Genomic DNA, 19,012 nt, shown 5'->3' with positions numbered 1-19,012 from the left:
CTTTAACGACCTTCTTTCTCTTTCAAACGACTTACATACTCCATAACCATTTCTTTTGTAACATATTTACGCTCTAGTGTAACACCATTTTTTGCAAGAGCATTAATTTGCTTCGTTACAACATTAATGACATCAACCGAAAATTCTTTCCCATTTGACGCAAGAGATACGGCTGCTTCAATAGCTGCTTCACGCTGCGCATCTAATTGTAAACATGCTTTTACACTTTCATTTTGTTTACGAGAATGTGCTGTAATTGCTTTATGTACTTCCATCTTCTCTTCCCCCTAAATAAGTTATACGTTCTAATTCAATTCCATTGCAAGCCGAATCATATCACGGCATACAATCCCATTTTCAATAATCTCTTCTTCATAATGCTTCGAAAAGTAATCAAAATCAATAGAAAAAATACGAAATCCACATTTTTGATAGAAAGCAAGTTGTGAAACACTTGAATTGCCTGTACCAACTTCAAGTTTTGACATACCATATCCTTTAGCAGTTTCTATAGCATGACTTAATAACTTCTTTCCAATCCCTTTTCCTTGCAAATGCTCTACAACCGCAATATTCATAATTTCCATCGTCTTCGGCCTTGTTTCCAAAATCACATATACACCGATTACATTATCTTCTTGCTTAGCTACGTATGTTACCCCTCTTTGTACATATGTAGCTACTTGCTGTTCACTCGGATCAGCAAGTAGTAATAAAGACTTCGGTATAGCTTCTTTTGAAATACGTTCTATTACAACAGTCATAAAAAATTCCCCCTTCTCTATTGTTCTAAACCCTCCTTGTCTACCATAAGTAATAGAAAGGAGGGATTCACCATGGACAACAATGAGAAAAAATGCAACGTCATCTCTATTGATGGAAAGAAGAAGAAGAGCGACACGTATTCCCATCCAAAATTAGTAGTCGAAAACAAAACATATGAATTTTCTTCATTCGTCTTATGCGGTGAAACACCAGACGGCAGACGACTCGTTCTTACTCATATGATTTCTACCGATGAATTTGCTGGATTTGTCAAATCTTTAGATACGGTATTACAAAAGAAAATCGAACGAATCTTTTTCTCATAACGACTACATCACATACATTTCTTTTTCAATCTCTACTAATTGCTTTTGCAATTGTTCTTTACTTTGTTCATATAGTGATACATCAATCGTTTCAGCCAATGCAAATAATACACTTTCATAATAATTCATCACATCTTGCTGCATCACTTTTTGGAATAAGTTCCATTTCAAATCCCACTCTTGCTTATAATGATGAACAAATAAATCTTTTTCATCAGCTACATAGTTTGATACGAGAGGTTCTAATACAGATTTAGCGTCTTCTTGCATAAAGGCTTTGTCATTCTTTTCAAAAAAGCTTTTCTCATTTTTAAAGTGTGCCAATGCTTTTTTGAAATCTTTTATTTCAACTGAAGGGAACGGTTCTTTATGTGTAATATCTTTATATTCATATTCCACTGTTCCATTCATAGAAATTGATTCATTTTCTACTTTACAGTTCACCACAATTTCATTCTTTGCACGCTTCATCGCTTCATCTATCCATCTTTCAAGGCGTAATGATGTCGCACGCATTTCTTGTAATAAATCATGCTGAATAAATGCTACTAATTCCATAACACACTGCTGCAACTGCACTTTCACATTTCCATCCGTTCGAAGCGATGCTGGATTAATAAATTCAGTAAACACATCGTTATAACGTAGGAATAGACGTTGTTGCACGTAATAAAGCAATTCTTTCACTTCATTTTGCATCGCCTGTTCTTCAGCAAGCACACTATATGATGAAATAATATGAAGTAGTTGATCACGCTCTGCTTCATATTTTTTCGTTTGCTTCTCTTTCTCTTCATTCCCCTGCTTTGCACCATTTATCATATTTACTAACAGCTGATCTGCCCCTTGCAATGCACCATATAAAGCATGAACAGATACGAGCATTAAATCTCTCATCATAAAGGATGTAAATGATTCCTCGAACTTAGCAATCCCAGAGTTTTGTAAAATACCGTACTTCTCTTTCTCAATATTTTTTCCTTGTTTCTCTTCAAGCGCACATAAACTTGAAATTGCAAATAAACGTGGATTTCTAATACCGTATTGTAGTAGCTGGTCTGCGATATAACCTTTTACCATTTCAAGTTCTTCTTCAGACTCTGCTAAATCGGCCGCATTAATTAAGAAGAACATTTTATCAAGAGCAAAAGTATCCTTTACACGACCAAGCTGAATTAAAAATTCACGGTCAGCACGAGAGAACACGTGATTATAATACGTGACAAACAAAATAGCATCTGCGTTTTTAATATACTGGAACGCAACGTCTGTATGGCGGGCGTTAATAGAATCCGCTCCAGGTGTATCTACAAGCGCTACTCCTTGCCTTGTTAATGTACAATCATAATAAAGCTCCATGTACTCAACAAAACAAGATTTTTCTTCATTCGCTACATAATCAGAAAACTCTTCTAATGTAACTTGTACTTTCTCGCCTAAATGTGCAGAAACTGTATCATACCCTTTTTGTACTGCTCGTAAAAAGCTAAATGTTGTTTTTTGCTTCCCAGTTGGTGAAGGGTATTTCATAACTTTATCAATCTGTGCTAACGCTTCATCTAACGTAGTAATCTCATAATGAAACAGCTTATAAACAGCTTTCATATCTTCTAATAAGGCTTGCTTTGATTTAAATTGAACCATTACTGTTCCGTGTGGTTTTTCCTCTGTAACTGGCAAAATTTGATTAATCGTTGCCGTCGTCGGATTTGGTGACACTGGAAGTACTTTCTCACCAAGCAATGCATTGGCAAATGATGATTTCCCAGCACTAAAAGCTCCAAATAATGCTACTGTAAATTGTTTCGTTTCCACACGGCGCCTTTTTTCTATTACCTCTTGCTGTACATGTTTTAGCGCTGGCAATGGCTCTAATATCGTTTCAGCTTTCTTCACCTTCTCTAATATACGCTGAATATTTAAAGCTGCCGTTCCTTTTATCTCTTCCTCACGAGCCGCTACGTTATCATTTACAATTTCCTGCTCTTGTAGTGTGAATTTCTCACTAACAATTTGTTTTTTACTTTGCAATATCTCTTCTATTTGCAACCCTTCTGGTGTAGCAACACGATCATGCCAAACATTTTGTAAATAGCCTTCATATGCCTCCAAATTGTTACTGTATTGCAATTTCGTTTCTTTCGCCGTTTGCAACATCGTATATGTTTCAATCTCTTCTTCAATACGATCAACTGCTTCTTTTACCTTTTGCTTTAAAACGACTGCACTTTTATCAAAAATTTGCTGTGCTTTTGTAAAATAACGTTTCTTTAATTCATTCGCTACATCCGCTGCATAAAGAAGTAAGTAATCACCTGTGAAACCTGCACCTTGTTTAATTACTTCTGCCAACATTTCTGGTCCAAAAGCAATTTCTAAATCATATATGTCTTTCCCAATCTCTTCTGTAAACACCCCTTCTTCTTTTAAGAAGGCAACAATAAATTCTTTCACATGAAAATCAAGTTGCGTTTCGACAGTCTTTTGCAAAGCAGCATAAAAAGCATCTAAACGTCTCTGTTTTTCTTGCTCAGTCTTTCCTTTCGCAAATAGCAAACCAACTTTAAATTTTGTTAATTTCGTTTCTAAGTACGCATTTGCCAATTCTCTCATTTCAAATGGCATTAAATACGCGTTATCTAATATAGCTTGTAAGCCTTTTATAAATTCATTTCTCATTTGAGACTCTTTATTAGCCTCGCGATGTTTCATTTCCGTTAGCTCTTCTTTCTTTTCAACTATTTCCGAAATGGAAAGCGGTGATGCTAACTCTTCCTCATATTTCAAAAGAGCTTTTTCATTTTCAGAAAGAATAAACGAGAAATGTTCCCTCATTAAATATTCTGTTTCTCGCTCCATTCCATCTCTTACATACTGCTCTTTTTCTTTCATAATAGAAGTAATTAACGTTTCTAGGTTTTCAATTTCATTATGTGGATGGTTCATCATTCGTAATGATGTATAATAAACTCCATCTACTTCAATATCCCAGTTAGAGAATGATTGTTTTACACTATCTCTATAATCCGCAAACGATAATTCATTTTCTTTATGTTTATCTATTTGATTTACAACGAGATAAACCGTTTTATTACGTTGTTTCAATTCTTTAACAAATTGTAAATTCACTTCCGATTGGACGTGATTATAATCCATCATATAAAAAATTACGTCTGCTAGATGCAGCGTTGATTCTGTTGCTAGTTGATGGGCATCATCTGTTGAATCAATCCCTGGTGTATCAACTAACATAACACCTTCTGGAATTGGCGCATCATTTCGATAAATATGAACACCAATTACCTCATCGCCATCTTTACAAATTTGTTTTAATTCTTCTGCTGAATATGCACCGTCATATTCGTACTGCTCTCCAGATTTAATCGTTACAACAACACGATCAGACCCCTTTTCAATTTTAACGACGTTAGCGCTTGTCGGAATTGGACTTGTCGGTAACAACTGCGCTTTATATAGATGATTCATCATCGTTGATTTCCCTGCTGAGAAGTGACCGCAGAATGCTATCATAAGCTGCTCTCGTTTATATTTTTGAATTACTTCAAACAACTTTAAGCTATTCTCTGCATCGCCGTGTTTTTGCCACTCTTCATAAAAACAAACAAGTTTTTTCATACCGTTTGTCTGTACTATGTTTGTCATCCCCTTGTTCCCCTTTATCCAAGATGTATATACTTTTCCCCGCTATTTGCGAGCACATAATCAACAGGAGATACATCCCTCATGATTACCGTTTCACTTTACTATCATACTAAATTTTCAGCATATTCTCATTAAAAATAAAAAATCCCTTTCATTCTTTTTACAAATGAAAGGGATTTTATGTAATATCACTCATTTTGCCGTTCCTACTCCATTTAAAACATACTTTGCAATAACTGCATATACAGCGACTGTACCTGCTACTAATGCATATACCATACTCGTGCACCAACCTTTTTTTGATAATGATTATCACTTTTGAATACATTTTATCATTAAAGAGAATCATTATCAACACTTTTCATAAAGAAAGCCCCTTATAAGAAGGAGCTTTACTGCCTGTTTTGAAGAAGATTAAAACTTGTTGTGCACTCTTATTATATCTCATCTTACATAACTTAATAGTTAAAAAAAATGGAAATCCACCCTATACCCCCCATCTTACATTTTGTATAATAAAAGGGAATTACTTAACAAGGAGGAAAATAATGACACAAAATATTTCACAAGGCGAGAGGATACACTCGATCGATATTATTAGAGGAATAGCTGTACTTGGTATTTTTCTTGTGAACTGGCCTGTTATCGCCGGGATTGACTCACGTGATATTACAGGAGTTTACGAGGGGCTAGATAGCTATATCCGTCTATTTTACGATATGTTTATTCAAACAAAGTTTTATACTATCTTTTCGTTTTTATTCGGCCTAGGATTTTACATTTTTATGACTCGTGCTGAAGCGAAAACAGATCGACCAAAAACTTTATTTGTTCGTCGCTTACTTATTTTATTATTATTTGGTTTCTTACATTACGTTCTTTTATGGGACGGAGACATTTTACATACTTATGCAATTACCGGGTTTTTCTTATTTTTATTTTACAAAAGAAAGCCACGTACTATTTTAATATGGTCAATTGTACTATTAAGTTTCATGCAATTGTTCACATTATTAGGTTCTCTTGTCATGTTAATCGTGCCAGTAGAGGAGTTAGGCCTTTCCACAGCAATTATGCCGTTAGAAAACTGGGGCTTACAAATCACAGACCGATTCTATTCTTTCTACTCTGAAGCAATAAGTAATAGTCTTATTATGCTTCCTGAAACACTAGGATTGTTTTTACTCGGATTATATGCCGGTAAAAAAGATATTTTCCGCCGTGCGAAAGAATTAGATCCAAAACTAAAGAAATGGCAAATTATTATGTTTGTTTTAACATTACCGATGTGGTTTATTATGGTTTACTACTTTATGAACAATCAACTATACACACCATTTTCACTTATGGGTATTACGATGATAAGCGGAAAGACATTATTCATATTCTACATTTTCACGCTCATGCGTTTATTACAAAAAGAAAAATGGCAAAAGATATTACGTCCGTTCCAGTACGTTGGTCGAATGGCATTAACAAATTATATCTCGCATACAATTGTTACGTTGCTTGTATTCGGAATATTGTTCAAAAATGATTATCTTGCTCCATTATGGGTAGGACCACTATTTTGCATCGGTTTCTACACGCTGCAAATCTTTATTAGCCGCTGGTGGCTGTCACGTTACCAATACGGACCACTTGAGTATATATGGCGCCTTGGTACGTACGGAAAGATGATGCCACTTAAAAAGAAAAGCAAGGTCTCATAGTGAGACCTTGCTTTTTTATGCTTCTCTTACCGCACTTTGTATCGGAACTGGTTCATCCTTTACTTTCACTTTACGCTGCGGCACCATATTAAATACGATATTTAAAAGGACTGCTGACGCACTTCCTAGTACGATTCCGTTATCTGTTAAAATACGAATGCTTTCTGGAAGTTGTGAGAATAATGTAGGAACGACAGTAACTCCTAGTCCGATCCCAACAGAACATGCAACGATTAATAAATTTTCTTGTCTTCCAAAATCAACGCTACTTAACATTTTAATACCATATGCCATTACCATACCGAACATCGCTAACATCGCACCGCCAAGTACTGATTTCGGAATGATTGTTGTAATAGCTGCGATTTTTGGAATGAATCCAAGAACGATTAACATACCACCACACGTGTAAATAATCACGCGATTTCTTACTCCAGTTAATTGAACAAGCCCTACGTTTTGTGAGTATGTTGTATACGGAAAGGCGTTGAAAATACCACCTAACACCATCGCTAATCCTTCTGCACGATACCCTTTTGTTAATTCTTTTTCACCAATCTTTTTATTGCAAATATCAGATAATGCAAAGTAAACACCTGTCGCTTCTACAATCCCTACGCAAGCAACGAGAATCATCGTAATAATTGGCGTTAATTCAAACGTTGGTGTACCGAAATAAAATGGCTGAATACCATGGAACCAATCCGCTTCTCCAACCGCTTGCAAGCTTACTTTCCCCATAAATGCTGCAACGATTGTACCGAACAATAGACCTAGTAAAATAGAGATTGAACGAATAAATCCGTCAAAGAAACGATACATAATGATAATAAATAGTAACACACCAAATGCTAATGCTAAATTTTCAAGACTACCGAAATCCTTACTTCCTACTCCTCCAGCCATATCATTAATTGCTGCTGGAACAAGTGTAACTCCAATTACGGTAACGACAGATCCTGTTACAACAGGTGGAAACAGCTTTACAAGCTTTCCAAATAATTTCGCAAAAATAACAACGAATAACCCCGCAGCAATAATTGCTCCATAAATAGAGGATACGCCGTATTGTTTTCCGATTGCAATCATCGGCCCAACGGCTGTAAATGTACAACCTAGTACAACTGGGAGTCCAATACCGAAAAAGCGATTTGATAATGCTTGTAAAATTGTCGCAACGCCGCACATTAATAAATCAATTGAGACTAAATATGTTAACTCTTTTTGATTTAAACCAAGTCCGCCGCCCACAATAAGCGGAACGATAATTGCGCCAGCATACATAGCAAGCATATGCTGCATACCAAGCGATGCGATTTTAAATGGATGTTGCTTCATCGTTTATTTCACCTCCGCAGTTTCTTGCTGTACAAATGTAACTGCGTTATTATCAAGTGATGCAATTTCTGCTAGTGACTCAACACGAATTCCTTGTTCACGAAGCTTCTTTCCTCCATCTTGAAATGCTTTTTCAATAACAATACCAATTCCTGCAATACTTGCTCCAGCTTGCTCTACTAGGCTCATTAAACCTAAAGCAGCCTGACCGTTTGCTAAAAAGTCATCAATAATTAAAACGCGATCACTTTCATCAATATGATTTCGAGATAACGAAATTTCATTGGTTTCTTGTTTTGTAAATGAATATACGTTTGCAACATACATATTATCTTGTAACGTTAACGATTTACGCTTTCTAGCAAAGATTACTTTTACACCAAGCTCTAATGCAGCCATCACTGCTGGTGCAATACCTGAAGATTCAATCGTCACGATTTTTGTAATGTTCTCTTCTTTAAAACGTTTAGCAAATTCTTTTCCGATTTCTTGCATAAGTACTGGATCAATTTGGTGATTTAAAAATGCATCTACCTTTAATACATCACCAGATAAAACCTTTCCTTCGTTCAAAATCTTTTCTTGTAATACTTTCATGTTTGTTCCCCCTCTTATGCAATAAAAAAACTCCAAAAGCCGCCACCACTCGTTACAAGTGAGAGACGCGCTTTTGGAGTTTCGCAAAAAAGAATGCTAAACAAGCAAATATATTCGTCCTCACTCATAGTCAAAGTATTTACGGTACTTCGGTAGAAACTTGCAGGCCATATCCCCGCGATTATATGAGTGTAGCTAACTATTTATTTTATAGAAGGATTATAACGCACTTTTTATACTTTGAAAAGCTTTTATTCATAAAACACGTACAAATTTTATAAAAACATCATTTTCGTTCGAGTTTTGTAAACTCTTTCATTCCCAATTATAACTTCGTTAAAATGATTGGTCCATCTTCTGTAATCGCAATTGTATGCTCATATTGAGCTGATAATTTCCCGTCCATCGTTCTCGCGGTCCATCCATTTAAATCTACTTTCGAATATCGCATACCTACATTGACAATTGGCTCAATTGTAATTACCATTCCTTCTTGTAACTCAGGCCCTTGTCCTTGCTTCCCAAAATGAAAAATTGCTGGTTCTTCATGAATTTCTTTACCGATTCCATGTCCCGTAAAGTCTCTTGCGACAGAAAAACCTTCAGCAGCTACATAACTTTCAATCGCATAACCAATATCTCCTACATGATTACCGATTATCGCCTGCTCAATGCCTTTATACAAAGCATTCTCAGCTACTAGTAATAACTTTTCTGCTTCATCAGAAACTTTTCCAATTCTATACGTCCAAGCAGAATCTGAAAGACCACCATTTAAGTTTACTACCATGTCAATTGTTACAATATCACCCTCAGTCAAAGGAACATCGGCCGGAAATGCATGACACATTTCATCGTTTACAGATGCACATATCGCATATGGATATCCGTTGTACCCTTTCTGCTCAGACGTTGCACCATGTTTTTCTAAATACGCTTCAACAAACGTATTAATTTCTTTTGTTGTAATACCTGGTTTCATTATCTTCGCAATTTCTCTGTGACATGAAGCAAGTAATTTTCCAGATTCATGCATTAAATCTATTTCATTTTTCGTTTTAATTGTAATCATGCTGTCTCTCCTTACTAAACTTGCTATTTACCATTAAACTTCAATCATACACATCCTCTTCCAAAATTACAAAACTTCCAATTACAAATAGTAAGATTTATTTCTGCATAAAAAAACAGAAGGAGATTCTTCTGTTTTTTTAATCATTTTTACATATATAATTCATTTTCAAAAATTCAAAATAACTACCATTCGTCTTCTGTATAAACGTCCCAACTGCTTCAAACCCTGCCCTTTTATACACTTTAATCGCTCTTTTATTAAATGTAGCTACTGATAGTGTTATATACTTGCATCCATATTTTTCTTTACTAAAAGCTAGTATAGCATTTATGAACTGTAAACCAAATCCATTCCCAGTTATATTAGGTCTCATTCCAAGACCTATATCAACCGTTCCATCATTTATTTTACAAACAGTAAAATAACCAATGAGAGTGCCATTTTCCTTCACAGAAAATGTATAATCCCCTCTACTCTCATCTTGTAAAAATTCGGCTAAATCTTCTTCATCTGCCTCTATATCGTAAAAGGAATATTTCCCTTCATAATGCCAGTTGTATGCAATTTCTTCTGCTTCTTCTTGCGTCATTACTGTATAAGTATACTCCATTTTTCTATCCCCTTAAAAAAAGAGCTGCAAGTAAGCAGCCCTTTTTTATAACTCGTAAATCTCTCTATACTTCGCTTCTAAATAATCTGCTAAGTAATTTGCATTCAATCCTTCACCTGTTACATCTTCTAAAATTTCAAGTGGCTTTTTCGTTTTACCGTATTGGTGAATGTTTTCTGTTAACCATTCACGAATTGGTGTTACGTTTCCTTCTTCTAATAATGCATCAAAATTCGGAATGTCTTTTACCATTCTTTGCTTAAATTGCGCTGCATACATATAACCAAGCGCATAAGATGGGAAGTATCCAAATGAACCACCAGCCCAGTGAACATCTTGTAATACGCCTTGTGCATCGTTAGCCGGACGAATTCCTAAATATGCTTCCATTTTATCGTTCCAAGCCGCTGGTAAATCCTTCACTTGTAATGTGCCATCAAATAACTCTTTCTCAAGTTCATAACGAACCATAACGTGAAGCGGGTATGTAAGCTCATCTGCTTCTATGCGAATAAATGAAGGCTTCGATTCATTTATTGCATCATAAAACTCATCTACTGATATATCATTGAATTGACCATCGCTATACTCTTTTAATAAATCATAATTTTTCTTCCAGAATGATTTATTACGACCGATAAAGTTCTCAAAGAATAATGATTGTGACTCATGAATACCCATAGATGTTCCACTACATAGCGGTGTACCTTCAAATTTCTCTGCAATATTTTGTTCATATACAGCATGACCACATTCATGAATTGTGCCAAACACAGCCATACGGAAATCTTTTTCGTCATAGCGTGTCGTAATACGAACATCCCCTCTATTTAATGTGATCTCGAATGGATGTACCGTTTCATCAAGACGACCTGCTTCAAAGTCATAATTTAATTGCTTTAATAGCTCTAATGTAAAGTTTTTTTGTTTTTCTTTTGAAAAATGTTCTGATAAAGCACTTGTCTTTAATCTCTTTTGCGAATCCGATATTTCTTTTACGAGCGGTACGATACGCTCACGAAGTTGACCAAATACGTGGTCTAACACTTCTACTGTAATGCCCGGCTCATACATATCTAATAATGTATTATATTTATATGTTTCATAACCCCAATATGTAATAAATTTCTTTTTAAATTCAACGATTTGTTCTAAATACGGACGGAACATTTCAAAATCAGATTTTTCGCGAGCTTCTTCCCACACACTTTCTGCTTTCGCTTCTAATTTCACATACGCTTCATATTCCGCTTGTGGAATTTTCTTATTTCTATCATATTCTTTACGGCACTCTTCCACCATTTTCTTCGTCGTTTCAGAAAGCTTGTCTTCACGTATTAAATCTTCAAGCTCTGTTAAATAATTTCCCATTTCATCTGAAGTCGACATAGCAAACACTTCTGATGAAAGCATGCCAATTACTTCTGAACGCTGGTCTACACCTTTTTTAGGCGCACCTGTTCTTAAGTCCCAAAACATTAAGCTTAACGCTTCTCCGTAATTTTGTATCTTCTTCACATATGTTAAAAATTGTTTTTCTACTTCATATGTAGCTACTGTCATTATATAAAAACCTCCTTTTTCTACCTCAAACTTAATTCGACATGAAAATCTAAATTCCTTTTATAATAAAAAAAAAGCTTGGCAAGCGCCAAGCTTTCTCCTTATAATTCTTTACCTTCTACTGGTAGTACGTTTTTCACTGCTTTTACCACTTTCTCATCTTCTGTATCAGATAAGAAGATTGATATAGCACCTTTATCTTCGCTCGTACGAATTAAACGGCCAATCCCTTGACGAAGACGTAAAATCATATATGGTACATCTACATCCCAGAATGGATCATTTACGTGCTTACGCTTCGCTTCAAACACAGGATCGTTTGGAGGGAATGGTAATGACCAAATAATAACATGTGATAATGATGAACCAGGAATATCTAAACCTTCCCATAAATGAACGGCACAAAGTACAGTCTCTTCTTCATTTTGGAAACGAGAAACAAGCTGACTAATTTCTTGGTCCCCTTCATATAGGAACGGAACTGACATTTGTTCTTTACTTACATATTCTTTAAACGCTGCAAGTTCTTGCGTTGTACGGAATAATACAAGTGTACGTCCATTTGTTTTTTGTATATTTTCAAGTGTATATTGACACTTTCTTTCCCATTCATTTTCTTTCGTATGAGATAGTAAGTTTACTGCCATTTGCTCTTCGTAATCAAACGGGGAGGCAACTGAGAATGATAAGTAATCTTTTACCCCTAAGCTATTTGCTGTAAATGCGAATGAATCGTTGTTAGATAATGTAGCAGAAGAGAAAATATACGGGATTTTCTTCGAGAATACTTTCTCTTGTAATACTTCTTCAACTGCACGCGGCATAATTACTAACGTGAAAGCTCCATCACCTTCTTCACCCCATGTAATTACATTTTTCTCGTGCATAAACAGACGAAGTGAATGCTCTAATACATCTAAATGTTCATCAACAATATTTAAATCATACGTGTTTACTGTATGCATTTCACTTTCAAATACTAATGCATCACCGACTTCACCAATTTTCGCATAAAGTCGCTTCGCTTCAGCCGTTACTTTTTCTGTCACAGTAATTTCTAAACGATCAGAACCAGCAATTTCTTTTTTATTCTCTTGTAACACATCAAAGAATCGCTCTGTTTGCCAAATTGTTTCTTCTACTAAATGCGCAAACTCCTCGCGAATATCATTTTGTAATAATCTCGTTAAAAGTTGCTCCATCATCGTTTGCTTTAAACGATATGTTAAAGCTTTTTGAGCTGCATATTCTACAAGATGTCCTTCATCAAATACAACACAACTACTTTCTGGTAATAATGGAATTTGTCCTTCACGCTTACGAGCATCGTACGTCCAAATATGATCCATATAGAAATCTTGAGAACAAATAATTAAATCTGCTGCTTTACGATAATGTTCACGTGATAGAGTTTGCCCGCAACGATGTCGCGAATCACAAGTGAAGCAATCTTGGAAGTAATCCCAATTTACTTTTGACCATTCCTCGTCATTTAAAAGCGGAAATTCTTTTCGGTCACCATAGTGAGTAAAGTTTTGCATCGTACCATGGTCAAATACAAACTGCGGTAATTCGTAGTACACATCTTCAATTACTTCTGGAGCTCGTCCACTCATAACATCTTCAAGTTTACGTAAACATAAATAATTATCCATTGATTTCGCAAGTCTTACATCTACCGATAAGCCTAATGCCTCAGATAATTTAGCAATGTCCCCTTCTTCTTTCACAAGCTGCTCAATTAACGTTTCATCTGCACAAGCGATAATCGCTGGCTTTCCAGTATAACGTGCATAACAAATTGCATATAGAAGATATACAATTGTTTTCCCGGTTCCTACACCAGCTTCTGCGAACATAACTTTCTTTTCTTGAAAAGCACGCTCTAATTGAAACGCCATAAAAATTTGTTCATCACGTTCTTCAAAGCCTTTTTCCGGAAGGATGTCGTAAAACACATCTCCAATCCACTCATTCAACTTATCATAAAAATTGTCTTGTTTCCCTACTTCAAATGGTAATCTCTTCTCAGTAAACATCCTTAGCCTCCAACCAAAAAGTTTTTCTATAAAAGATATAGCAACTGCTACTCATATGTGTGCAGCCACTTTCCCCTGTTGCAATACATAGAAATACACGAAAAAAAATTTTCCTTTCGAAAAAGGAAAATTTTCTTCTATATTAATGACTTTAAATACCGTTTATCAATCGCTGTTTCATGTGAAAGAGCTGACAAATATTCTTCTTGTGCTTTTTGTATTTCATCTACAATCGCACCTTGGCTATCCACTTCTTTTCCGAGCTCATCATACGTACGGTGAATAGCTTTTTGAATCATTGATAATTGGAAACTATCCATATCAGTTCCTCCTTTACGCATTACATAATAGCCAGTATATGCGCGCTGGAGGAGTTTTATACTATGAATTACGAGGTGGACGTTTTCCGAAGTACTGGTAGTAATCTGTACGGATAAATCCGTTAAACAGTTTACGTTTCTTCGATGCATCTTTTCCGTAGCACTTCTCAAATGCTTCGTAACTTGTTAATACATATGCCGACCATGTGTCTAATGGACGGAATACTTGTCCCATTTCTTTATATAGTTGTTCAACAAGTGCTTTTTCACTTAAACGTTCTCCGTATGGAGGATTCGTTACAACATAGCCATAATCCTCTTTTGTTGTGAAATCTTTTACTTGCATTTGTTTAAATGTAATTAAATCGCCTAAACCGACTTCTTCTGCATTATCTTGAGCAACACGGATCATACGATGATCAATATCTGATCCAATGATTTGCAATGGTTGATCATAGTTCGCTAAATCTTCTGCTTCTTGACGAGCCTCACGCCAGTTTTGTTTACCAACCCAGCCCCACTCATCCGATGCAAAACCACGGTTAAAACCTGGTGCGATATTTTGTCCAATTAATGCTGCTTCAATCGGAATTGTACCCGATCCACAGAAAGGATCCACGAAAGGACGATCTGGCTTCCAGTTTGTTAATTTAATTAAAGACGCAGCTAATGTTTCTTTTAAAGGAGCTTCCCCTTGATCCACACGATATCCACGTTTATGAAGTCCAACACCACTCGCATCGATTGTTAATGTTGCGATATCTTTTAACATTGCAATCTCAATACGGAATAACGGGCCATCTTCTTCAAACCAAGTTGTACGTTTATATGTTGTTTTTAATTTTTCAACGACAGCCTTTTTAACGATACGCTGGCAATCCGAAACACTGAATAACTCAGATTTTAAAGATTTACCGATAACAGGGAACTCACCGTTCTCTGGAATATAATCTCCCCAGTTTAATGCTTTTGTTTTCTCAAACAGCTCATCAAATGTTGTCGCTTTAAATTCGCCAACTTTAATTTTCACACGGTCCGCAGTACGTAACCATAAATTCGTGCGACAAATCGCCTTTTCATCTGCTTCAAATGTTACTTTGCTGTTTTCTACTTGGCATTCATAACCTAGATCACGAACTTCTCGGGCAACTAAAGCTTCAATACCCATTGCCGCTGTTGCGATTAAAGTAACTTTTCCCATTTGCATTCACCTCTTATGTATATTCAAACAATAATTAATAGCTATTTCTCCTATTAATTATTACATTTTACGAAGAATTTTCTCATTAACCATTTTAACTCATCATTTATAACTTCATACAAATAAAAAGCCCTCCTCTAACAAAGGAGAGCTGAGTTATTTCATAGTTGGTTCATAACGTTCTGTAAGCCATGTTCTGTTCCTTTGTACTGCAAACGGCCCACGCCTCGTACTCCGGTGGCAATCATCTATCTACAGGTTATACAACCTGTCCTTTCCCATCGTTCATTTCCTTGGAAAAGATTCCCCTACCATTATTTGGGTTTCTCGCTCGTGGGGTTTACCTCGTTCCACTCCTATCATTTCTTCAAGGACTTCGTCACTGTGGCACTTTAAAGGTAGTCAAACCATATCCGAAAGGACTTAGGTTTTTTCCCTGCCGTTAAACCAGCCTTACAGCCAGAATACCCTAGCTTATGAATTGGCTAGGCACGAACACTACAGCCATCTCAGGCCGTGCGAGCATGGACTTTCCTCTACAACGTTGGCGTTGCAGCGATTACCCAAACGTTATGACATCCATTAGTATAGTGGAAACAAAAAGATTTTGCAATGTTTTTTTCTATGTAAAATGCTGTAACCTTTTTATCACCAGAAATTATTCGTATAACTTACTTCCAAATACAGCTTTTTCTAAATTCGATAAACGTTTTAAAATGTCCGTATTCGTGTTGTTATATACTGGTTGTGCAACTGGTGTTTGTACAACTGGTTGTTGTGGAACTTGCGTTGCTGCTAGCTTTTGCTCTTCTAATTCACGCTTTAAACGAGCATTTTGTTGCTTTAATTGTTCAAATTCCTTGTGAAAAGCTTCATAATCTTTAATGATCATATCAAGAAACTTGTCTACTTCTTCTTGTTGATAACCTCTCATACCTGTTTTAAATTCTTTTTCTAAAATATCTTTTGCCGTTAATTTAATTTTATCCGAAATCATTTTCTTCACCTCAAATTTTTGCCAAAACTTTCATTAACTAAATTTTTTCAGAAACAATGCTTTTTGTCAATCATATATACGAGTACTATATTACATATTACTCAGCATTATTCCACTGTTCCTCTTCTATTATATCTTGTAAATCGGAAAAAAGAATGAAATAACTGTGATAATTTTCTATTTCTCCTTTTTTCTTTGCCGCTTCTACAATATATTTAGGACTCCCTGGTTTTTCTTCATCATATACAGCTAAAAGTGCATCACTTTTTTCAATAAAAAATTGATTTTTTAATTTAAATTGCTCTGGGCTTTCGTACTTTCGTTTTGTGATACTATCAACATGGTCTGCTTGAGAGAGAATAAATTCGTAATATTCACGGTTATCTTCCTTCCAACCTTCTTCTTGTTCTAAAAATGGAGTAAATACCGCTAATTTTAAATCTGGATATTCTACTTGTATTTCAAAAACAACTTCAGCAGCCCATAATTCTACACCTAACTGGCCACTTATTATAACCCACTCTAACCCATCTTCTACAAAAGCAGTTAATTTACGACGCAGCGCCTTTTTTATACATTCTACTCCTGGATGATCATTTTTAAATATTCCAAGTTCAAATGGCTTATAGCCTGTTACTGCAATAACTTTCATATCAACACTCCAATTACAAAAAAAGAACTAGCATTTCGCTAGTTCTAACATATCATTTACTTTTTAAATATTCCACCAACGTTTGGTCCAATATTCGGACCTACTGGTGATACATTGTTTGGTAAAAACGGAGATACATTTGGTCCTGGTCCAAACGGTGATACATTCGGTCCTGGTCCGAATGGGGATATTTGATGACCGTGGTGGTGATGATGACCATGGCCACATGGTCCACATCCGCCGAATCCTGGGTCGATTGGGTCCACAACATTTACATTTGAATTTGTTTGCGGGAAGAAGTTTTGGTTTTTAATTTGTTGATGATGTACATGTGTTGTATGCGTCGGGAAAATGTGTGGCACCACCGTTGTTGAAAAAGAATGTGTTACGCATTGTTTCGTCGGATGAATGACAGGAGCAGTTGTACAAATAGGTCCTGTAGGCTTATGCCCTCCAAAGCAAGGATGACAATGATGCATAGTTTTTCTCTCCTCTCTCATAAAAAAAATCTGATTACACTTTACAGTATGAGAAAAGAGGGTAAGCCGCTTGTTATATATACCCATTTATTCTAAGGAAATTTGTCTAGTCTTTGATTTTCTATCCAATGCTTTTTATAGACAAACCTTCGACATTACTTACCAAAAAAGCCTCCCACTTGCTTTACAATACCTGTCACTTGATTCATCGCATTCATCATTTGTCCAGCTGTATTCATCATTTTATTTACATCATAGTTACCATCTGAATTTTTAAATTGGGAAACAAAACTAGAAAATTGGCTTGGTTGCTGCTGTTGCTTTTGTTTATTTTGTGTCGGATACGGTTGTTTTGGTGGATAAAACATCGCTTGTTGATTGCCATAGGGAGATGGTGGTGGCATATAATATTGTGAATTTATATAAGGTTGCGGTTGTTGGTTCATATACGGTTGCTGCGGTTGATTCATAAACGATACTTCAAATGGCTGGTAATAATTTTGATTTCCATAATGAGGCTCGAAAGGATACATATTATAACGTAAATATGTATCCGTATTATATTGGTACATATTTTGCTGTGCATATGGATTAGATTGCTGATATACGTTAGATTGTTGAAACATGCATTCTCTCCTCCTTCACATAAGTTTCTACATATATAATATGTACTTGTAAAATAATTTGTGTGACGGAGTATCTGTCTATTTTTGTCGGAAGTTTAAATTTTTAAAAAATTATAAAAGAAAACCCTTCCATGCTATGATAAAAAAGAAGAAGATTCTCATGGGGGAGGAATCAACATGGTATTAGGGGATTTAAAACAAGCGTTTTCTCAAAAAAAGGGGTATTACACAGAGAATGTAAATGAATTGTTAGACTTTGCGAGACATTGGTATCTCGAAGGGAAAATATGTATTTCAGATTACCGAACAGTAATAAAAGAACTAGAAATAAACGGGGCAACAAAACCTACAACAGTGACAGAAGCATAAAAAAACAAGAGGGTTTCCCCTCTTGTTACTTACATTGCTCAATTATATTTTGCAAAGTATACGAAATGGCTTGATGCGTTTCAAAGAATCGCTTACCTTTACCTTTATTTACAAAGCATTGCAACACATTTGTTTGTAAATTATCGTACACTTGATCAATTTGCTGTACATGTATATACTTCGGTTTTTCTTCCTTAATCCATTCATAAGCTAATTCTTTCCACACTTTTAATTCCTCATCTACCATATCTACAAACGGTTTCATATCCTTGTAAAAATCGTATTCAATCATTTCTCTTTTTTTCACATTTGCTTCATTATTATGTTGCATAAGTTTTTCCGAAGACTGTATTAATGCTTCATACTTCATTTTATTCCCACCTTATTATGCACTCACTACGACGTTTTGAAATGCCTTCACCCAATTCCCTTTTTCTTCGTGATGCACTAATTTATTTTCCATATGCTCAATATGCATTTCTGTTATTTCTATCTTGTTGCATATTTTTTCACTCTTATCCTTTAATGCATGATTCATTCTAATCCCTATATTCATTTCCAGCAAATCGAGAGAACTTAACATTTGATCCATTGTTTTCATTACATCTTCCTTCTGAACCATCGCCATATACAAAACGCCTCCTTCTTTGCTTTTCCTTTGTCATGTAATTTCGCCGAAT

20 protein-coding genes, 1 other RNA gene and 1 riboswitch are annotated in these 19,012 nt (G+C 35.6%); of the genes, 3 read left to right on the top strand and 18 right to left on the bottom strand.

The window, feature by feature from the left end; translation table 11 throughout:
* Positions 1-2 precede the first annotated feature (2 nt).
* Both NLJ82_RS08140 and NLJ82_RS08135 read right to left on the bottom strand, forming a co-directional pair.
* Positions 3-275, bottom strand: coding sequence for a YpbS family protein (locus NLJ82_RS08140; protein WP_000451811.1), 273 nt, complete (start codon positions 273-275; stop codon positions 3-5).
* A 30-nt stretch (positions 276-305) separates the two neighbouring features.
* Entirely contained in the window at positions 306-764 is a 459-nt protein-coding gene (locus NLJ82_RS08135) for a GNAT family N-acetyltransferase (RefSeq protein ID WP_000219276.1), read from the bottom strand.
* Positions 765-836: 72 nt separating this feature from the next.
* On the opposite strand from NLJ82_RS08135, the gene NLJ82_RS08130 reads away from it, so the two are divergent.
* The gene (locus NLJ82_RS08130; protein ID WP_000369737.1) at positions 837-1,091 is read left to right on the top strand and encodes a DUF3931 domain-containing protein; all 255 of its coding nucleotides are present in this window, start codon (positions 837-839) and stop codon (positions 1,089-1,091) included.
* Positions 1,092-1,094: 3 nt separating this feature from the next.
* On the opposite strand, the gene NLJ82_RS08125 is transcribed toward NLJ82_RS08130, so the two are convergent.
* Positions 1,095-4,754 carry a dynamin family protein gene (locus NLJ82_RS08125; protein WP_000182167.1) on the bottom strand — a complete coding sequence of 1,220 codons (3,660 nt, stop codon included), beginning with the start codon at positions 4,752-4,754 and terminating at the stop codon, positions 1,095-1,097.
* Positions 4,755-5,302: 548 nt separating this feature from the next.
* Between NLJ82_RS08125 and NLJ82_RS08120 the strand changes: the two genes are divergently transcribed.
* Positions 5,303-6,466, top strand: a complete 1,164-nt coding sequence (locus tag NLJ82_RS08120) for a DUF418 domain-containing protein (RefSeq protein WP_000193096.1) — start codon at positions 5,303-5,305, stop codon at positions 6,464-6,466.
* Positions 6,467-6,481: 15 nt separating this feature from the next.
* Here the strand turns inward: NLJ82_RS08120 and pbuX are convergent, their stop codons facing one another.
* The 13 genes from pbuX to NLJ82_RS08055 all read right to left on the bottom strand — a co-directional run bounded on the left by pbuX (position 6,482) and on the right by NLJ82_RS08055 (position 17,963).
* Positions 6,482-7,804: a xanthine permease PbuX gene (gene pbuX, locus NLJ82_RS08115; RefSeq protein ID WP_000809226.1), complete on the bottom strand. Its 1,323-nt coding sequence runs from the start codon at positions 7,802-7,804 to the stop codon at positions 6,482-6,484.
* A 3-nt stretch (positions 7,805-7,807) separates the two neighbouring features.
* Positions 7,808-8,401: a xanthine phosphoribosyltransferase gene (locus tag NLJ82_RS08110; RefSeq protein ID WP_000866485.1), complete on the bottom strand. Its 594-nt coding sequence runs from the start codon at positions 8,399-8,401 to the stop codon at positions 7,808-7,810.
* A gap of 107 nt (positions 8,402-8,508) precedes the next feature.
* A riboswitch (purine riboswitch) is annotated at positions 8,509-8,610 on the bottom strand.
* A 116-nt stretch (positions 8,611-8,726) separates the two neighbouring features.
* Positions 8,727-9,473, bottom strand: a complete 747-nt coding sequence (locus NLJ82_RS08105) for a type I methionyl aminopeptidase (RefSeq protein WP_000628426.1) — start codon at positions 9,471-9,473, stop codon at positions 8,727-8,729.
* Positions 9,474-9,612: 139 nt separating this feature from the next.
* Positions 9,613-10,086, bottom strand: coding sequence for a GNAT family N-acetyltransferase (locus NLJ82_RS08100; protein WP_000456875.1), 474 nt, complete (start codon positions 10,084-10,086; stop codon positions 9,613-9,615).
* A gap of 45 nt (positions 10,087-10,131) precedes the next feature.
* Positions 10,132-11,649, bottom strand: coding sequence for a carboxypeptidase (gene ypwA, locus NLJ82_RS08095; RefSeq protein WP_000215095.1), 1,518 nt, complete (start codon positions 11,647-11,649; stop codon positions 10,132-10,134).
* Between the two features lie 101 nt (positions 11,650-11,750).
* Positions 11,751-13,688 (bottom strand): ATP-dependent DNA helicase, encoded by a 1,938-nt coding sequence (locus NLJ82_RS08090; protein ID WP_000493702.1) that lies wholly within the window; start codon positions 13,686-13,688, stop codon positions 11,751-11,753.
* A gap of 137 nt (positions 13,689-13,825) precedes the next feature.
* The gene (locus tag NLJ82_RS08085) at positions 13,826-14,008 is read right to left on the bottom strand and encodes a DUF3921 domain-containing protein (RefSeq protein WP_000376895.1); all 183 of its coding nucleotides are present in this window, start codon (positions 14,006-14,008) and stop codon (positions 13,826-13,828) included.
* 61 nt (positions 14,009-14,069) lie between these two features.
* Entirely contained in the window at positions 14,070-15,209 is a 1,140-nt protein-coding gene (locus NLJ82_RS08080; protein ID WP_000521234.1) for a THUMP domain-containing class I SAM-dependent RNA methyltransferase, read from the bottom strand.
* Between the two features lie 180 nt (positions 15,210-15,389).
* Positions 15,390-15,780, bottom strand: an RNA gene (gene rnpB / locus NLJ82_RS08075) — RNase P RNA component class B.
* A gap of 87 nt (positions 15,781-15,867) precedes the next feature.
* Entirely contained in the window at positions 15,868-16,206 is a 339-nt protein-coding gene (gene gpsB, locus NLJ82_RS08070) for a cell division regulator GpsB (RefSeq protein ID WP_000622430.1), read from the bottom strand.
* A 97-nt stretch (positions 16,207-16,303) separates the two neighbouring features.
* On the bottom strand, positions 16,304-16,858 hold the full coding sequence (locus tag NLJ82_RS08065; RefSeq protein ID WP_000862921.1) for an SLOG family protein: 555 nt from the start codon (positions 16,856-16,858) through the stop codon (positions 16,304-16,306).
* Positions 16,859-16,914: 56 nt separating this feature from the next.
* A complete protein-coding gene (locus tag NLJ82_RS08060; RefSeq protein WP_000546264.1) occupies positions 16,915-17,337 on the bottom strand; it encodes a CotD family spore coat protein in 423 nt (140 codons plus the stop codon).
* A gap of 155 nt (positions 17,338-17,492) precedes the next feature.
* Positions 17,493-17,963, bottom strand: a complete 471-nt coding sequence (locus NLJ82_RS08055; RefSeq protein ID WP_000487707.1) for a YppG family protein — start codon at positions 17,961-17,963, stop codon at positions 17,493-17,495.
* A gap of 177 nt (positions 17,964-18,140) precedes the next feature.
* Here NLJ82_RS08055 and NLJ82_RS08050 point away from each other — a divergent pair, with 177 nt between their 5' ends.
* A complete protein-coding gene (locus NLJ82_RS08050; RefSeq protein WP_000242664.1) occupies positions 18,141-18,332 on the top strand; it encodes a YppF family protein in 192 nt (63 codons plus the stop codon).
* Between the two features lie 25 nt (positions 18,333-18,357).
* Here the strand turns inward: NLJ82_RS08050 and NLJ82_RS08045 are convergent, their stop codons facing one another.
* Positions 18,358-18,702: a YppE family protein gene (locus NLJ82_RS08045; RefSeq protein ID WP_000872959.1), complete on the bottom strand. Its 345-nt coding sequence runs from the start codon at positions 18,700-18,702 to the stop codon at positions 18,358-18,360.
* 15 nt (positions 18,703-18,717) lie between these two features.
* The gene (locus NLJ82_RS08040) at positions 18,718-18,960 is read right to left on the bottom strand and encodes a hypothetical protein (protein WP_001252039.1); all 243 of its coding nucleotides are present in this window, start codon (positions 18,958-18,960) and stop codon (positions 18,718-18,720) included.
* Between the last annotated feature and the right edge of the window lie 52 nt (positions 18,961-19,012).

Source organism: Bacillus paranthracis, from assembly GCF_024296885.1.
In the GTDB taxonomy this organism is placed as follows: Bacteria; Bacillota; Bacilli; order Bacillales; family Bacillaceae_G; genus Bacillus_A; species Bacillus_A paranthracis.
The sequence above is the reverse complement of the archived record's forward strand: the minus strand, read 5'-3'. Positions and strand labels throughout refer to the sequence as shown.